16 protein-coding genes and 1 pseudogene are annotated in these 14921 nt (G+C 67.9%); 9 read left to right on the forward strand and 8 right to left on the reverse strand.

Annotated features, from left to right (window positions below; translation table 11 throughout):
- Nucleotides 1-281 precede the first annotated feature (281 nt).
- Nucleotides 282-824: a flavoprotein gene (locus ACTWQC_RS15430; RefSeq protein WP_443316246.1), complete on the reverse strand. Its 543-nt coding sequence runs from the start codon at nt 822-824 to the stop codon at nt 282-284.
- A gap of 130 nt (nt 825-954) precedes the next feature.
- Here ACTWQC_RS15430 and ACTWQC_RS15435 point away from each other — a divergent pair, with 130 nt between their 5' ends.
- The 5 genes from ACTWQC_RS15435 to ACTWQC_RS15455 all read left to right on the forward strand — a co-directional run bounded on the left by ACTWQC_RS15435 (nt 955) and on the right by ACTWQC_RS15455 (nt 4160).
- Entirely contained in the window at nt 955-2139 is a 1185-nt protein-coding gene (locus ACTWQC_RS15435; RefSeq protein WP_443316247.1) for a helix-turn-helix domain-containing protein, read from the forward strand.
- Between the two features lie 178 nt (nt 2140-2317).
- Nucleotides 2318-2743 (forward strand): ATP-binding protein, encoded by a 426-nt coding sequence (locus ACTWQC_RS15440; protein WP_443316248.1) that lies wholly within the window; start codon nt 2318-2320, stop codon nt 2741-2743.
- 216 nt (nt 2744-2959) lie between these two features.
- Nucleotides 2960-3193 (forward strand): DUF7848 domain-containing protein, encoded by a 234-nt coding sequence (locus ACTWQC_RS15445; RefSeq protein WP_443316249.1) that lies wholly within the window; start codon nt 2960-2962, stop codon nt 3191-3193.
- Nucleotides 3190-3453: a hypothetical protein gene (locus ACTWQC_RS15450; RefSeq protein WP_443316250.1), complete on the forward strand. Its 264-nt coding sequence runs from the start codon at nt 3190-3192 to the stop codon at nt 3451-3453. The genes ACTWQC_RS15445 and ACTWQC_RS15450 overlap by 4 nt, the downstream gene beginning before the upstream one ends.
- 419 nt (nt 3454-3872) lie before the next feature.
- Nucleotides 3873-4160 (forward strand): hypothetical protein, encoded by a 288-nt coding sequence (locus ACTWQC_RS15455; RefSeq protein ID WP_443316251.1) that lies wholly within the window; start codon nt 3873-3875, stop codon nt 4158-4160.
- Nucleotides 4161-4806: 646 nt separating this feature from the next.
- Here the strand turns inward: ACTWQC_RS15455 and ACTWQC_RS15460 are convergent.
- From ACTWQC_RS15460 to ACTWQC_RS15485, 6 genes are all read right to left on the reverse strand, one after another.
- Nucleotides 4807-5379 (reverse strand): phosphatase PAP2 family protein, encoded by a 573-nt coding sequence (locus ACTWQC_RS15460; protein WP_443316252.1) that lies wholly within the window; start codon nt 5377-5379, stop codon nt 4807-4809.
- Nucleotides 5380-5520: 141 nt separating this feature from the next.
- Nucleotides 5521-6495: a YihY/virulence factor BrkB family protein gene (locus ACTWQC_RS15465; RefSeq protein ID WP_443316253.1), complete on the reverse strand. Its 975-nt coding sequence runs from the start codon at nt 6493-6495 to the stop codon at nt 5521-5523.
- Between the two features lie 112 nt (nt 6496-6607).
- Entirely contained in the window at nt 6608-7252 is a 645-nt protein-coding gene (locus ACTWQC_RS15470; RefSeq protein WP_443316254.1) for a DUF3618 domain-containing protein, read from the reverse strand.
- A 41-nt stretch (nt 7253-7293) separates the two neighbouring features.
- Complete coding sequence (locus tag ACTWQC_RS15475; protein WP_443316255.1) at nt 7294-7647, reverse strand: phage holin family protein; 354 nt, start codon at nt 7645-7647, stop codon at nt 7294-7296.
- 84 nt (nt 7648-7731) lie between these two features.
- A complete protein-coding gene (locus ACTWQC_RS15480; RefSeq protein WP_443316256.1) occupies nt 7732-8310 on the reverse strand; it encodes a hypothetical protein in 579 nt (192 codons plus the stop codon).
- Nucleotides 8311-8730: 420 nt separating this feature from the next.
- The gene (locus tag ACTWQC_RS15485) at nt 8731-9513 is read right to left on the reverse strand and encodes a GntR family transcriptional regulator (protein WP_443316257.1); all 783 of its coding nucleotides are present in this window, start codon (nt 9511-9513) and stop codon (nt 8731-8733) included.
- A 152-nt stretch (nt 9514-9665) separates the two neighbouring features.
- On the opposite strand from ACTWQC_RS15485, the gene ACTWQC_RS15490 reads away from it, so the two are divergent.
- From ACTWQC_RS15490 to ACTWQC_RS15505, 4 genes and pseudogenes are all read left to right on the forward strand, one after another.
- On the forward strand, nt 9666-10022 hold the full coding sequence (locus ACTWQC_RS15490) for an SCO3933 family regulatory protein (RefSeq protein ID WP_443316258.1): 357 nt from the start codon (nt 9666-9668) through the stop codon (nt 10020-10022).
- Nucleotides 10022-11326 carry an FtsK/SpoIIIE domain-containing protein gene (locus ACTWQC_RS15495; protein ID WP_443316259.1) on the forward strand — a complete coding sequence of 435 codons (1305 nt, stop codon included), beginning with the start codon at nt 10022-10024 and terminating at the stop codon, nt 11324-11326. Before ACTWQC_RS15490 ends, ACTWQC_RS15495 begins: the two co-directional genes overlap by 1 nt.
- Entirely contained in the window at nt 11323-11517 is a 195-nt protein-coding gene (locus ACTWQC_RS15500) for a hypothetical protein (RefSeq protein WP_443314036.1), read from the forward strand. The genes ACTWQC_RS15495 and ACTWQC_RS15500 overlap by 4 nt, the downstream gene beginning before the upstream one ends.
- A gap of 259 nt (nt 11518-11776) precedes the next feature.
- Nucleotides 11777-13212, forward strand: a pseudogene (locus ACTWQC_RS15505) (replication initiator).
- Nucleotides 13213-13359: 147 nt separating this feature from the next.
- Here the strand turns inward: ACTWQC_RS15505 and ACTWQC_RS15510 are convergent.
- Nucleotides 13360-14916, reverse strand: coding sequence for a recombinase family protein (locus ACTWQC_RS15510; protein ID WP_443316260.1), 1557 nt, complete (start codon nt 14914-14916; stop codon nt 13360-13362).
- Nucleotides 14917-14921 lie beyond the last annotated feature (5 nt).

Below are 14921 nucleotides of genomic sequence, written 5' to 3' on the forward strand. Positions count from 1 at the left end.
CAGCATGAAAATCAGCAGAAGCATCACAGAGCAGTTCGCCCCCGACGTGGCCGGACCGGCTACGGATGAGGAGATCGAGGCGGGAATGCTGGAGAAGTCCAAGGAGTTCGCGGAGACGGGCAACCGCATCTACTTGCCGCTGGCTGACTGACTCGCCTTGAACGCTGAGAGAGGCCCTGGCTTGCGTCGGGCCTCTCTCAGACTGGTGGATCAGTCTCCAGCACTCCGGGGGCCCGGAGCCCGCCCCGTCGCGTAGGGAAGTCTGCTCCCGACCGGGAGCGCTAAGTGAGGGCTGACTGGGCTGCGTCCAAGGCAAGATGCCACGGATACGCTTCCGGTCGCCCCTTGCCTGGCTCGTTGGGAACGAACCCGCCCTCTCCGTACAGCACGTGCACGCCCATTGCCCGCAGGGTCGCAATGCTCGTCGCGAACTGTGTGTGCTGGACGTAGGCGGCGTTGACGCACGGCATCGTCACCATGGGGATTCCCTTGCCGATGCCCTCGGCCACGAACCCGACGATGAACTTCTCAGTGATCCCTAGCGCCCATTGATTGATCGTGTTGAACGTGGCGGGTGCCACAACGGCGACATCTGCGGGGGGCCAGACGTCCGGTTCTTGGGGGAGCTTGTACTGACTACGCACGGGGCGTCCGGTCAGGTTCTCCAAGGCGGGCAGTTGATCGTCAAGCCAGCGCGCAGCCGTGGGAGTGAGCCCTAGGCAGACATCCCAGCCCGCGGCGTGGGCGCGTTCGATGACGTTCCCGATGTTGAGTACCGGTGGGGCGGCACTGCCCAGGAGATACAGGACACGATTCGCGGTCATGGCCGCAGTCCACCCTGCCGCGCCTGCTGCCCGCAACTGTGCTCGGCGCCGGGCAGATCGTCGTTCGTCGTTCTCGGCTTCGGCCCAACGGGTAGCGTTCCTGTGAGCGAGTCACGGAACGGAGCGATGGATGCCCTTCCCCGGCGACGATCATACGGGCGCCCGGATCGCACATCATCGGAAGCGAGCCGGACTGACGCAGCGCGGGTTGGCTCAAAAGATCCCGTACTCCTACAGCCTGCTCACGCAGGTTGAGTCCGGACACAAGCCGGCCAGCCCGGACCTGGTGGCCACCGTCGCGCAAGCGCTCTGCATCGACGTCACCGCGCTGACGGGTCAGCCGTATGTGACAGAGCTCCAGCAGGATCGATTGGCAGAGTTGATACGGCCGATCCGTGAGGCCCTTGATCTCTATGACCTGGGTGCAGATCCGCAGATTTCCCCTCGTCCGGCTCCCGAACTCGTCGCTGCCGCCCAGCGTCTGTGCCAACAGGTCCGGGCTACGAAGCTCCACGACGCTGCTCGTGATCTTCCCGGAACGATGGCTGAGATCACTACAGCCGCGCATCGCACGCCCTCGTCCGAGCTGTGGGCGGCGCTGTCGAGTACGTACCGCACGGCACACGACGTGGCCGTGAAGCTCGGGTACTACGACCTGTCGACGGTGGCGTTGGACCGTATGGACTGGGCGGCATCGCGCGCCTCCGATCCACTGTTGTCGGCAGTGCGCCAGTACATGCGCGCGCTCGTCTACTTCCGGGAAGGCGAGTACACGATCGGGCAACGACTCATCTCGTCCGGGCAGGGGCTGTTGGAGCAGTCGCCGCAGACGAGGGAGCGGCATGCCGTAACGGGACAGCTCCACCTCGGGGCCTCCATCATCGCCGCCCGCGCTCGCGACCAGAACGCCGTGACCACGCATCTCGCCGAGGCTCGGTCCTACGCCGATCGCGTTGGTGAGGCAACGGACGTGCACTGGCTGTCCTTCGGGCCGACCAACGTGGCAGTACATGCCGTGTCCGCCAACGTCGAAATGCGGCAGTACGGCGAAGCGTTGCGGCACGCGGCAGACGTGCGGATCCCGAAGGACTGGGCATTGTCCCGCGCCGCCCACTTCCACATCGACCAGGCGCGCGCCCAGATGGAGGCTGGGCGATCCGAAGCGGCCTTGAAGTCCGTCGTGACTGCACGCAGGTTGGCGCCGCAGCAGACTCGGTATCACTCTGGCGCTCGCGAAACGATCAGAGGTCTCGTCCACCTGTCCCGACGTACGCCGGACACTCTTGATCATCTGGCCGCCTGGGTAGGGCTGTAGCCCCTTTCACCTCTCGCCCCCGGCTTTCACTGGAGTGTGAAAGTCGGGGGCTTGGCACGTCGTCAGCATGAATTACACAGCCGGTTCGCCGACAACGGGACCTGAGGTAGACGACGTGAAGAGCAACGTTGGACATGTTGATCGCCCATCCACAGCGCCAGTGCCTCGGCTGCACCGAGTGGAGACGGACAGTGCAGCAGTGATCCGACGTTGGTCTCGTCACCCTCGCACTGTTGGCCTGGCGCGGGCCCAGCTACGTGAAGCGCTGGCTGGTTGGGGCCTGATCGAAATCGAGGACGCGGCCCTCGTGGCTGTGTCGGAACTGGTGACCAACGCCGTGCAGCATGCGCGTGTGTCGTCCGGGCGGGAGATCGAGACCCGCTACCTGCGAGAAGGCGACGGCGTCCGCATTGAGGTGCACGACGCGGCCGACATGTGGCCCGAGAAGCAGGCACCCGACGCAGACGCGGAGCACGGGCGGGGCCTGGCGCTGGTGGCAGCTCTGGCAAACCGCTGGGGCGTGAGTGAGCGGGTCGGGGTCGGCAAGTCGGTGTGGGCCGTGTTGACGACGAGTAGCGGAGATGGTGATTGGGATGGCTCGTGATCGGGGTCGTGCCCGCGCACTGGGCGTGCGCAGGGGCGATCAGGTAAGTGTGCGGGGCCAGTGGCGCGAAGTGAAGGCGGTTCGGTCGGACCGGCGCGCTTCGGACGGTCCTGCGGTGGTGCTGGTCTTCAAGTCCGGGCCCGCGCTGCGGGTGAAAGCGGCGGATGCCCTGACCGTAGATCGCGGTGGACGGCGTGGTCGTCGGGGGGCCCGGTGATGGCGGCCAGGTCGGTGATCCGGTTCGCTGACTGGTCGCTGAGTGCGGACCTGTCGGGTAGTGGGCCGATCTTTGAGTCTGAGTGCACGACGTGTGGTGAGTCGTCCGGGGCGGCGGATAAGAAGGAAGGCCCGGAGACCTGGTGTCTGCGGCATGCGGGCAGTACGGGGCATACGGGCTTCCGAGGCATCACCACCTCGTTCTTCCGCGCGCAGATGGTGAACGTCCAGTGAGCGGCGGCGAGAGGCTCTGGGTTGCGGGCCGGTATGGGCTCTCGCGTGCGCGGGCTCTGTGGCTGCTGGAGGCGCACGGGGTGCGGGTACGGCTGCACAACGTCGCAGTGAGCGCGGAGCAGCTGGCCGAGTACGCCAGGCTGCGGGATCAAGGGGTGCCGCATGAGGAGATCGCGGATCGCTTCGGCGTCAGCCGGTACGGCCTGTATCAGGCGATCACAAGGCATCGCGAGGCGCGGCTGAGGTTGTGTCCGCCATAGAGCTGGGCGGGGCCACCGCGGTCGACATCAGCGGTAGCCCTCGCCCTTCCAACTCCCCGGGATCACGCGACCAGGTGGGTGGGGCACCGCTGGGGGCACTCCGTCTACCGGTGTGGCGTGTAGGGGGCGGCAACGGACCGTCAACGTTGTCGAAGCGGTCCGGCTCTCCGGAGATACCCCCGAGATGCGGAGGGCCCGGCCGCCCATGTACGAACCCATGGCGACCGATTCGGGTCAGGGTCGCAGACAAGCGCATATGAGACCGGACCACCCCTGAGCCCTGGTAAGCGCGGGGTGGTCCGGCGGGAGTCCACAGGGAACCCCGGTGCCGAATGGTACCGGGGCGGACGCGTTCGCTGATGCGATGCGACCGGGCAAGTTCAGAGATCAGCTACCCACACCGGGAAGGGACTTGAAGGGTGGACGACCCAAGGAAGCGGGATTTCGAGAGCGAAGAGCTGGACCCTGGCGCTGTGCTGTGGGTGCGCGGTGTGGACTACGTTGCGGGCTGGCGGGAGGCCAAGGACGCGGCCGCGGAGCTGGTGGACGTCTTGAGGGTCGCGGGCATCGAGGCGACAGGCGCGCAGGCACGCGCCGAGGTTGCTGCGGACGGTTCGGGGGTGGTCCAACTGAGGCTGTCCGCGGCTACGGTGCGGGACGTGGCGGCACTGGTACGTGATGCGTCGGCCTGGCGTAGGGCCAGCTGACCATGGGACCCGCGGTGCCCGATGGCGCGCTGTGGGCACGTCGCCGGCCGGAGAGACTTTGGGCGGGAGCTGCCATGGGGCGAGAGATCGGGGGCCCTTACGCTGGCCCGCGGATCGGGCTGGCTCCTCGCCTGCCCGCAAGTGCCTGATCTGGGCCCCCGATCTTAGAGGCTCGCCCCATGGTGGCTGCCTAAAGTCTCGTAGGCCGTCGACCACCAGCCATAACGGCTACGCCACAGACAGGCGGAACGTCGCTCTCGTCGCTGCTCTGAGCTCGCCGCTGGGTGTGTGGGCGGTGGGCGCCCGGACGGGACCGGCCGCCAGGCCGCATGCCCGGCCGGGGCGGCCCAGCCGCCCGGCGCGCCGCAGGCGCGCCCTTGAGTAAGTAAAGCCAGGTTTCGACAGTCCGCCGATTCCTGAGTGCGTGGACCGTGGGCGGGCGGCTCGATCGGGACCCGTGCGGTAGGCACTGCGCATGGGAGGCGCCTCGTCCGGGCGGATCAGCCGACGTACGTGCCGAGGATGAATGCGGCGCCGGTGAGTATGCCGATAACGGCGTGATCGTGCTGTGCGATAAGGGCTGCTAACTCTGGCTCCGGTTCGCTGGGACTCCTCAGCCAGTGTCTGCACTGTCCCAGCTCACGCCTTACGCAGGCGGGCACCGACGTGAAGGAAGATTGGACCGGAGGGAGGCGGAGAGCCAATGTGTGTGGTGGGTCAGCCAGGTGCTGGCCAGGCCGATGGCTGTTCCGGCAGTGACGTCGCTTGGGTAGTGGGCCCCGGTGTGGAGGCGTTCCACGGCGACCATCGTGGCTGGTACGGCGACGGCGGCTCCCCACCAAGGGGAGTGGCGGGCGACCGCGGTGGCGAAGGCTGTGGCTGCGGCGGTGTGCCCGGAGGGGAAGGACGAGCTGGCCGGTCTGCGCTGGACGTTGGCGTGGTGGAGCAGGTGGGCAGGCGGCCTGCGACGGCGGACGAGCTGCTTGGCGACCGTGTTGGACAACAGTTCCGCCACCCCCATGCTGACCAGTCCCCTCACAGCGGCGGTGCGACCGGCCGGTCCCCCGAGGGAGGCCATCAGCGCCGCAGCGCCCCACCATAGTCTGGTGCGCTCGGCTGCGGATTCCACGACAGGCAGCCCATGCCGGACCCATGGCGAATCCCATGAAGCGATCCGGCGAACCTGCTGCCGCTCCCAGCGGTGTGCATCATCGAGCATGGCACCTCCGCTTCGCCCGGCTCACTGGTGTGTCCCGCCCCAGGCCCGCATCCCGTGGCATCCATCGGCACGCCGAGTGGTGCAACCGGCGCCCGGCGCCACTTGCGCTTCTGGGCGGGGAAGCGGGGGCGGTGTACTGGGTCAGAGTTTGCGGGTGTCGCGTGGCTCTACGTAGGGCTCTTCGCCCGGTGGGTGGCCGGTTTCGATGGCGCGTCCGCGTTCGAGTTCAGCGTTGAACTCCAGCCCGAGCAGGATGGCGATGTTGGAGACCCACATCCAGATCAGGAAGATGATGACCGCTGCCATGCTGCCGTAGGTCTTGTCGTAGCTGCTGAAGTTCGCCACGTACAGGGCGAACAGAGCGGAGGCGATGATCCAGATGAGCACAGCGATGATGCTGCCGGGGCTGACCCAGCGGAAGGGGCGCTTGACGTTCGGGGACGCCCAGTACAGCAGCGCGATGATCAGCATGAACAGGATGATCATCACGGGCCATTTGGCGATGTTCCACACCGTGACGGCCGTATCGCCGAGCCCCAGAATCTTCCCGGTCCTCTCGGCCAGGGTGCCGGTGAACACCACGCCCACCGCGATGGCGGCCAGCAGCACCACCACGACGATGGTGATGGCGAGCCGGGTGGGCAGAGTCTTCCATACCGGCCGACCCTCGCCGACGTCATAGACCGCGTTGGAGGCCCGCATGAAGGCCGCGATGTATCCGGAGGCCGACCACAGGGCCACCACGATGCCGATGATCAGCGCGATGCTTGCTCGGCCCTGGTTGCCCTCGAGCTGCTCCAGGCTGCTGGTGAGGATGTCGCGGGCCGCTCCCGGGGCGATACTGCCCAGGTTGTCGATCAACGGCCTGATGGTGTCCGTGCCCAGCAGCCCGAGGATCGATACCAGGGCCAGCAGGGCCGGGAAGATCGACAACACTCCGTAGTAGGTCAGGGCAGCCGCCCAGTCGGTGAGGTTGTCTCCCTTGAACTCCTTCACCGTGCGTTTGAGCACTCCCACCCAGGACTGCTTGGACAGGTCCGTCGGTTTCTCGGCCGGGGGCTGCGCGTCGGGCCCGGTGCCGGACGCGCCGCTGTGCTGATCTTTGTCTCGCGCCATGGCTTACCGCCTCCAGGAAGGACTGGGCCACCACACTCGGCTCATGCCGTCCGCACCGCCGCACGGCCGGGTGCTGGAGGAACTCAGCCCGTGCGGCGGCCCCTGCGGCCGTTCAGGGCTGGGCAGGACCGGAAGTTTGCCCGCGTGCCTCGCCAGCCACGTTCTGCCCGGATTCGCGGGCCTGGTCCTTGACCTGATCGGCCCGCTCGCGTGCCTGCTGGCCGGTTTCCTGCGCGGCGCCGGTGGCGGTTTCCTTGACCTGCTGGGCCGCCTCTTGCGCGGACTGCGTGGCGTCCTCCTTCAACCGCTGAGCCGATTCCACGGCCGCGTCCTTCACCGGCTCGGCGAGGTCGCCGGCCCGCTCGGTCAGCTGGCTCACCGCTTGCTCCTCGACCTGTGAGCTCGGGAGCACGGAAGAGGCCAGTAGACCGGCGCCGAAAGCGATCAGACCGGCCGCCAGGGGATTTCCTTCGGTTTGACGCATCGCCTGCTGCGGCGCCGACTTCACCGCTTCGCCCGTCTGCTCGGCGGCGGCACTCAGCTTGTCGGTGGCCTGCCCCGCGCTCTCCTGCACCGACTGCGCGGTCTGCCGGGTCCGCTCCTGGACTCGGTCCTGGACCTGGCCTGCACGCTGCTGCGCGCCGTCGGGCGCACTGCCCATGACCCGTTCCCGGATCCCGGACACCTTGCCCCGCACCCGCTCGGTACGCCGACGGGCCACACGGCGGGGGCTGGTGCGCTCGGCCAGCCGTTCCACGTCGCGGGAAAGCTCCTCACGAGTGGTATCGATCTGGGACCTTATGCGGTCGGGTGACGTGCCCACTGCGCATCCTCCTTCAGCGTCTCCAAGGTCTGTTCGGGCTTGGGAGAGACCTTGCGCATCTTGGCCCGGCCCCTGACGAACAGCACGGCCGCGATCACCGCCCAAACACCGGTGATGATCAGTGCGGCCCACCCCCAGTCCACGACGTTGGCCAGACCGAACACCGCGGCCAGGGAACCGAAGAGGGCGACCATGTAGCCGCCGAAACCGGCCCCGCCGAACATCCCGGCCGCCTTGCCCGCTTTGGTGGCCTCCTCGCGGATCTCGGCCTTCGCCAGCTCCACCTCCTGGCGGAACAACGTCTCTACATCCCCCACCACTTCGGACATCAGCTCACCAACCGACTGGTCCTTGTGGCCGGGGCGCCCGCGTGCCCGACTACGGGGCGGTGACGTGGACAGGTCAGTCATCCTTCAGCTCACCTCCCGGTAACGCGGCCCTTCCGGTTCCCCGTAACCCGGCTGCCCGCCCGAATCGGACTGGCCAGCCTTCCTCCCCGCTTTAGCCAGGCGGCCGACCACGAACCCGGCCAGCGCCGCTCCAGCGAGGAAGGTTCCGGGCTTGCGGCGCGCAAACGTCTCGACGTCCTCGACCAGGCCCCCCACTCCTCGCTGCTCCAAAGTGTTCGCGGCACGGCGGCCCCCATCAGCGGCCTGAGCGATCATGCTCCGCGCCGGGGAGTCGGGACGGGCCTTCTCGGCCATATCAGCGAGATCATCCGCCCACTGGCGCAGGTTGCCGGCGGCCTTCTGCGCCTGCGACTGCACCTCATCGCCAGCGCGCTCACGCAGATCGACCACCACGGTGCGGACCTGCTCACTGGCCTGTTCCGTCACCGCCTGCGCCTGTTCCTTGGCCGTGCCAGCCACCTCACCGGCCGCTACCTTGGCCTGGCCCGCCGTGGCCGAGGCTTCCTGCTTGGCCACCTGCCCGGCCTGCTGCGCAGACCCGGTGTTTTCGTTCGGGGATTCACTCATCAGTGCCTCCTCCATAGGGCGCATCATGGCTACCAACACGCGCGGGTACCCGCCGCTCCCCAGGCGACTCCCGGAGATCCGGACCCGGCCCACCGGGGCGTTTCTCGACCAGATCGCCCTGATCTTCATCCGCAGGTGTCTCGAGCCATCGGGCTGCAGCCTCGGGGCGACGCTGACCCATACCACCAGCCTGCGCCTGGACGCAGCGGGCTGCATCCCTGTCGGGCGTTGCTGACTCTCGCCCCGGGGCGCTGGGGTTTCTCAGCTAATGTCCTGTTGCCGTTCAGCCGGTGTCTGCACTGTCCCAGCTCACGCCTTACGCATGCGGACAGCGACGTGGAGGAACGTCGGGGCTCTGGAGCGACAGTTCGCACGCGGTGATGGCGAACGCGCGCACCTCTCCTTGAGACGGGGATAGGGAGCCGTATTCGCCGACTACGCGTTCTTGACGCTGCGCAAACGTCGCGGGGGATCAGCAGTGATGCGGTAGGAGAGCTGGGCACGGTCGCCGCTGGCCCGTAGCTCTTCGAGGATCAGGGGAGCGTCCTCGGCGCCCTGGGTGATCCGCAATGTGTGAACAACCGGTGTGGCGTCGGGGAGCTCCAGGGCGGTGCGCTCGTCGGGGAGGGGCATCCGGGCGCGGACGGTTTCCGACCACGACAGCTTGTGCCCCACCTTGGTGAGCAGGGCGTAGATCTCTGCGGGTTCGGTGTCGGGCGCGTCGGCCAGCGGGGTGCCTTCGGCAGTGGCGAACGGGATCAGAGTGCGATGCAGCAGCCGGGTCCCGGTGACCGGGTCGATCATCAGCCGGTCGCAGCCGAAGAGTGCTTCACCCTCGGGGAGTTGGAGGAGCGGCCCGGTGACCGGGGTGGTCTTGGTGCGGTAGACGGCCGGTTCCTGTTCGTGGTCCCAGACGGTGCCGGTGTGGGTGATGTACCGGCCGGAGCCGTTGCGGGTGATGTTCCGCTCGATGGTCACGGCGGGTGCGGTCGTGGCGCGGACGAACGAGCCCTTGCCGTGGCGGACTTCGATCAGTCCTTCTGAGCGGAGGGCGGCGATGGCGTTGCGGACGGTGGGGCGGGAGACCTTGTAGCGGTCGATGAGCTGGGTCTCAGAGGGGAGCGGGCTGCCGGGCGGGAACTCACCTGCGGTGATGGCGTCGCGGATGGCGGCGGCGACCTGCTGGTACAGCGCTCCGGGCCGCTGGATCTCTCCCATGCGTGGGTCTCCTGTGTGTCGTCGGTCTCCTTCACGTCACTCGTCAGCATAAGTGCTTGACTCTCCCGGCGCTGGAGACGCATAGTCATCACTCGTAAGGACGAGTGACGACCGCTTAAGTCGTCTGGATGGCCAGGGGAGGCCGACAACACATGCAGTCCATACCTGTGGACACATCCCGGCTGGGCGCGCTGATGTGCGTGGTCAAGCCGGAGCCGAAGATCGCGGACTTCGAGAGCAAGGAGGTCAAGAAGGACCGGGACGGCAACACGATCTACACCGTCGCCGTGACCGTGCGGCAGGACGGACGCCGGGTCTCCGTCATCGAGATCTCGGTGACCGGCGAGCCCAAGGGCGTCGAAGAAGGCATGCCCGTCCGAGTGACTGGCCTGGAGGCGTTCTCCTGGGCGATGGGTGACCGGCATGGGATCAGCTTCCGTGCCGCGGCTATCGCCCCCGTCCCGGCGCCGTCATCCTCGGCCGGTGGCGGGAAGGCGGGTGGTGCCTGATGGGCTCCATCGTGCTCGCGTTCGTTCTCGCCGCGCTGGCCTGGCTCCTGGTGGCAGGCTCCGCGCTGCGGCAGAAGCATCCGGCGTGGTTCTGGATCCTCACCGGCTACCCGGTCACCGCGGTGCGGGTGCTGGCCACCTGGCGCAAGGTCGCGCGGCTCAACGACCTGTCGGTGACGCCGCAGCCCACCCGGGCTGTGCTCGGCACCCTGGCCGTGAAGGGTGAGGCGCTGCGGCCTCACGCGCCGCGGATCTCCTTCCCCCGCGCGACCCGCAACGGGCTGTCGCTGGTGGTGCGGTTGCACCCGGGGCAGACCCCGGCGCCGTTCATCGCGGCGGCCGACGCCCTTGCGCACGCCTGGCGGGTGCGCGCCGTACGGGTTACCTCGCCGGAACGCGGCGTGGTGCGGCTGACCGCCACCGCCGGTGATCCGCTTCAGCGTCCGGGGCTCGCTACGGCTCCGGCCGCGCTCCTGTCCGCGCTGGTGGGGGTGTTGGAGTCCGGTGGGGCGTGGGTGATCAACCTGCGTCAGGTGCCGCACTGGCTGATCGTCGGTGCTACTCAGTCCGGCAAGTCCACGCTGCTCGCGCGCTTGGTGGCCGAGTTGGCGCCGCAGCCGGTGGCGCTGGTGGGGATCGACTGCAAGGGCGGCATGGAACTCGGACTGTTCGGCGCACGCCTGTCGGCGCTGACCACCTCACGCCGGGAGGCGGTGGCGGTGCTGGGCGCGCTGGTGGTCGAGGTGCAGGCACGCATGCACGCCTGCCGCGCCGCCCGGGCCCGATCGATCTGGGAACTTCCCGAGAAGGCCCGGCCGGTCCCGATCGTAGTCCTAGTCGACGAGCTGGCCGAGCTGTATCTCTCGGATGGCACCCGAGAGGGACGGGTGGAGGCCGAGCGGTGCTCCACCTCTCTGCTGCGCCTGGCCCAGCTCGGTGCAGCGCTGGGGGTGCATCTGGTGGTCGCCGGGCAGCGAGTCGGCTCCGATCTGGGGCCGGGCGTTACCGCGCTGCGCGCCCAGCTTTCGGGCCGGATCTGCCACCGCGTCAACGACCCCGGAACGGCAGAGATGGCCCTGGGGGACCTGAACAAGGATGCCGTGGTCGTGGCTCAATCGATCACCCCGGAGGAGAAGGGCGTGGCGGTGTGCACGGCTGCTGACGGCGGCTGGGGCCATGCCCGCTCCCACCTGACCACCACCGAAGAGGCCCGGCAGATCGCCGAGGAGTACCGGGAGATCACGCCCGAACTCCTCGGCGTGGCCCGCGCCCTGGAGGCGCCGACGGGAGGTGAGCGGGGGTGAGTGCGTCGGCTGCAATGCCGCTGGTGGTGGTCTTCGGGATCATCACCGTCCTCCTGGTCCGCTCCCGCGATGTGAAGGCGTGGGAAGCCGTACTGATCGGCCTGTTCGGCTTCTACACCGCGCTCACGCCGATCGGCTGGGCCGTAGTCGGCGTCGTGAACTGGGTCCTCTCCGGCTTCACCCACACCTAAGCGACGACGGGAGGAGCCGCACCTTCATGCCCATGCGCCGTGTGCGCTGCCCCATCTGCAAGGGAGAGCGCTACCGCATCACCCGCAACGGACGTAAGCGGCGCTGCCGCTGCTGCCGGGGCAAGGGAACCATCCGCTGACTAACCGCACGACCGACCGACCCGCAAGGAGCGATCGCCATGGATGCACACCACCCAACCCCATCCACCCGTGCCGCTACGGCGGCCCACCCTGGGAGGTCCCCACCATTACCGCCGAGATGCCCTCGGCTGACAGGCGCGCCGTGCTCGACCGCGCGGCGCGCCTGCGCCATCTCTCCGAAGCTGATCAGGATCTGATACGCCAGGCCACCGATCCGCGGTTCGGCCGCTGGCTGGAGCAGATTACCGCCACCGGCGGCTGCGCCCACCCGATCCACCTCACCGGCTCCACGACCGTCTACGACACCGCAACCGGCGCCGTGCTGCACCACTACGACACTGCGGCCGAACCCGGGGAACGGCTCCTGGTCCGCTGCCGTAACCGCCGAGCCACCGTGTGCCGGGCCTGCTCACGCCTCCACGCAGGCGACACCTACCACCTCGTCCGTGCCGGACTCATCGGCGGCAAGAGCGTCCCCGACCACGTCCGGGAACGCCCTCGGCTGTTCGTCACCCTGACCGCGCCGTCGTTCGGGCCCGTGCACCACGCCGCGGACGGTGAACTCTGCCGCCCCGGCGAGCGGCTGGTTTCTGCGAACACGGCCGCCCGCTCGGCTGCCCGGCCGACCACAGCGAGGCTGACCCGCTCGTCGGCCAGCCGCTGTGCCCCGACTGCTACGACTACACCGGACACGTCCTCTGGCACGCACACGCCGGACGACTGTGGAAAGCCTTCACCGACAACCTCTACAACCACCTCGCCGCACGCACCGGACGCACCCGCACCGGCCTGCGCCGAGCAGTGCGCATCTCCTACGCCAAGGTCGCCGAGTACCAGCGCCGCGCGGCCGTCCACGTGCACGCCGTGATCCGCCTCGACGGCGCGCGCGGCCCGCTCGACGAACCCCCGGCCTGGATCGGTACGGAGCTGCTTGCCGACGCGATAGCCACCGCTGCGGGGGCCGTGTGCCTGCGTACCCCCTACAGCGGAGCTCTGGGCGAACATGAACTGACCTGGGGCACGCAGTTCGCCGTCCGGCCGCTGCGGGCCTTCGGGGGCCCTGACGCGCTGGCCGACGAAGCGGTAGCCGCGTACGTGGCCAAGTACGTCACCAAGGGCGCGGGTGCTGCCGGATCCGCCGGCGGCACCGACCACCGCATCACCACCGCGGACGCCATCAACCACGCACCCGTATCCCCACACGTCCGCACCCTCATGCACGCCTGCTGGCGCCTCGGCAACCTCCCCGAACTGGAGCCGCTGCATCTGCACGCCTGGGCCCACAGCCTCGGATACCGCGGCCACATCCTCACCAAATCCCGCGCCTACTCCACCACGTACACGGCACTGCGAGCAGACCGCGCGGCGCATGAACGCGCCGGAGCAGTACCCGCTCATGGCCTCGACACCGTCACGGAGGCGCACTGGCGCTACGTCGGTTCTGGCCACACACCCGGCGCGGCACTCATCGCCGCTGGCATCGCGGATGATCTCGCCCGCAACAGGGAGATCGCGCGTGAGGCTCTCGGCGCGGCGGGTGATGCCACACGATGAGCCGCGATGAGACGAGCGGACCCACAAGCGAGCGGGAGAAAGCGGAGGAGGCTGCCGTGCGGGCCTGGATCGAGCGGCACGTACGGGAGTCTCCCCCGCTCTCGAACGATCAACTGCGCAGCATGGGTCAGATATTGGGGATGACGCTCACTCGGCGGACCGCCACACCGGCTTGAGCAGGTCGACATCGAACGCCTTGTTCCCCTTGCCTCCGGGGAGGGCGACGATTGCGTGAACGGCCTTCTTGATCAGTTCACGTCGCTGGGTGAGGGTCTTCGACTTCCAAGACTTCGCGATGTCCTCCCGAGCAGCCTCGGCTTCGGCTTTCCTCGCCAGGTGCTGCGCCTGGTCAGCACGTAGATCTTTGATTCGTGCTTCGAGGGCCGGGAGGTTCCGAAAGAACGTCTCGTCATCCACGTCGCCGTCCTGCCATCGCTTCTCCAGCGCTTTACGGCTCTGGATCGCGCGTTCCAGGACGTCGCCCTTGTCCCAGTCGGGTACGTCGCGCTGGGCTGCCTCGGCCTCTGCCTTGAGTTTGGCAACCACCAGCCTTTCGATGTACTTGTCCGTCTTGTCGCCGCGCTTGTAGGTCTTGTTGCAGCCACCGTCCACGGTCTTCTTGCACATGTAAGCGTGCTCGTACTTGAGCCAGTCGTTCGCCTTGATCCCGATCATCTTGTGGTTGCACACGGTCCCGCCCTCCAGCACGTTGCCGCATCGGAGGATGCCGGTCAGCAGGTACTTGTGAACCAGGCCTCCACGGGGCAAACCGCTTCCGCGCCCGCGTTCGCGGATCTTGGCTGTCACGGCGTACCACTCCTTGGGAGTGATGATCGGCTCCCACTCTCCGACGATCGGCTGATCGTCGCCATCGCGGACCAGCTCACCCTTGATCTCCCGGTAGCCACAGAGTCGGGCATTCATGAGGACTTGCTTAACCGTCTGGTATTGGAAGGAATTGCCACGGCTGGTGATGAATCCGGCTTCCTTCCACCTCTTGGTGATCTCCGAGATGGAGGCTCCGGCGAGTACGTCATGCACTGCCTTGCGGATCGCCTCAGCCTCTTTGGGGCGAAGGGCGGTCATGTCGTCGTCCCAACCGAAGGGGCGCCACGCTGACACCGACTGGCCGCGAATCGCCCTGCTGCGGTGGCTATTCCGCGATCGGCGCTGCTTCTTGCGTGTCTCGCTGAGCGACATGGCGACTCCGACCAGACCCTTGATCTCGAACCCTTCGGCGTAGAGATCCTGCACCCCGTTTGAGTCGTGATAGACGCGACCCTCGTGGGAGGTGAACGCCTTCAGGTAGCGCTCCCAATCGCTCGGGCGACGGTAAAGGCGGTCGTCGTTGACGGCCATGACGCCGTGGATCGGATAGCCCTCGGGCGTGGTGCCCGTGGTGAGGTCCGCGAGCAGCTGCTCGAAGTCGTCTCGTACGACGGTCTCCTTGGACGCGCTCTTGTCGTTGTCCGTGTAGCGGTACACGACCAGCCACCGGAACTTGTCGGCGGTCTCGGTCATGTCGCGGTGTTGGTCTTCGATGCCGTGGGCGTCCTTCACCCGCCCGTCGAAGGAGATCCGCGCGTAGCAGACAACGCACTTCAGGTCGGGGTCTGCCGCGAGCATCGCCCGGACCTCCTCGACCGAGGGCAGACCCTCGGGCACTCCGCGCAGCCTGCTGACGACCTCTTCCCGCTTCTCCATCTGGA

This window comes from Streptomyces sp. 8N616 (assembly GCF_052246385.1).
Classification (GTDB): domain Bacteria; phylum Actinomycetota; class Actinomycetes; order Streptomycetales; family Streptomycetaceae; genus Streptomyces.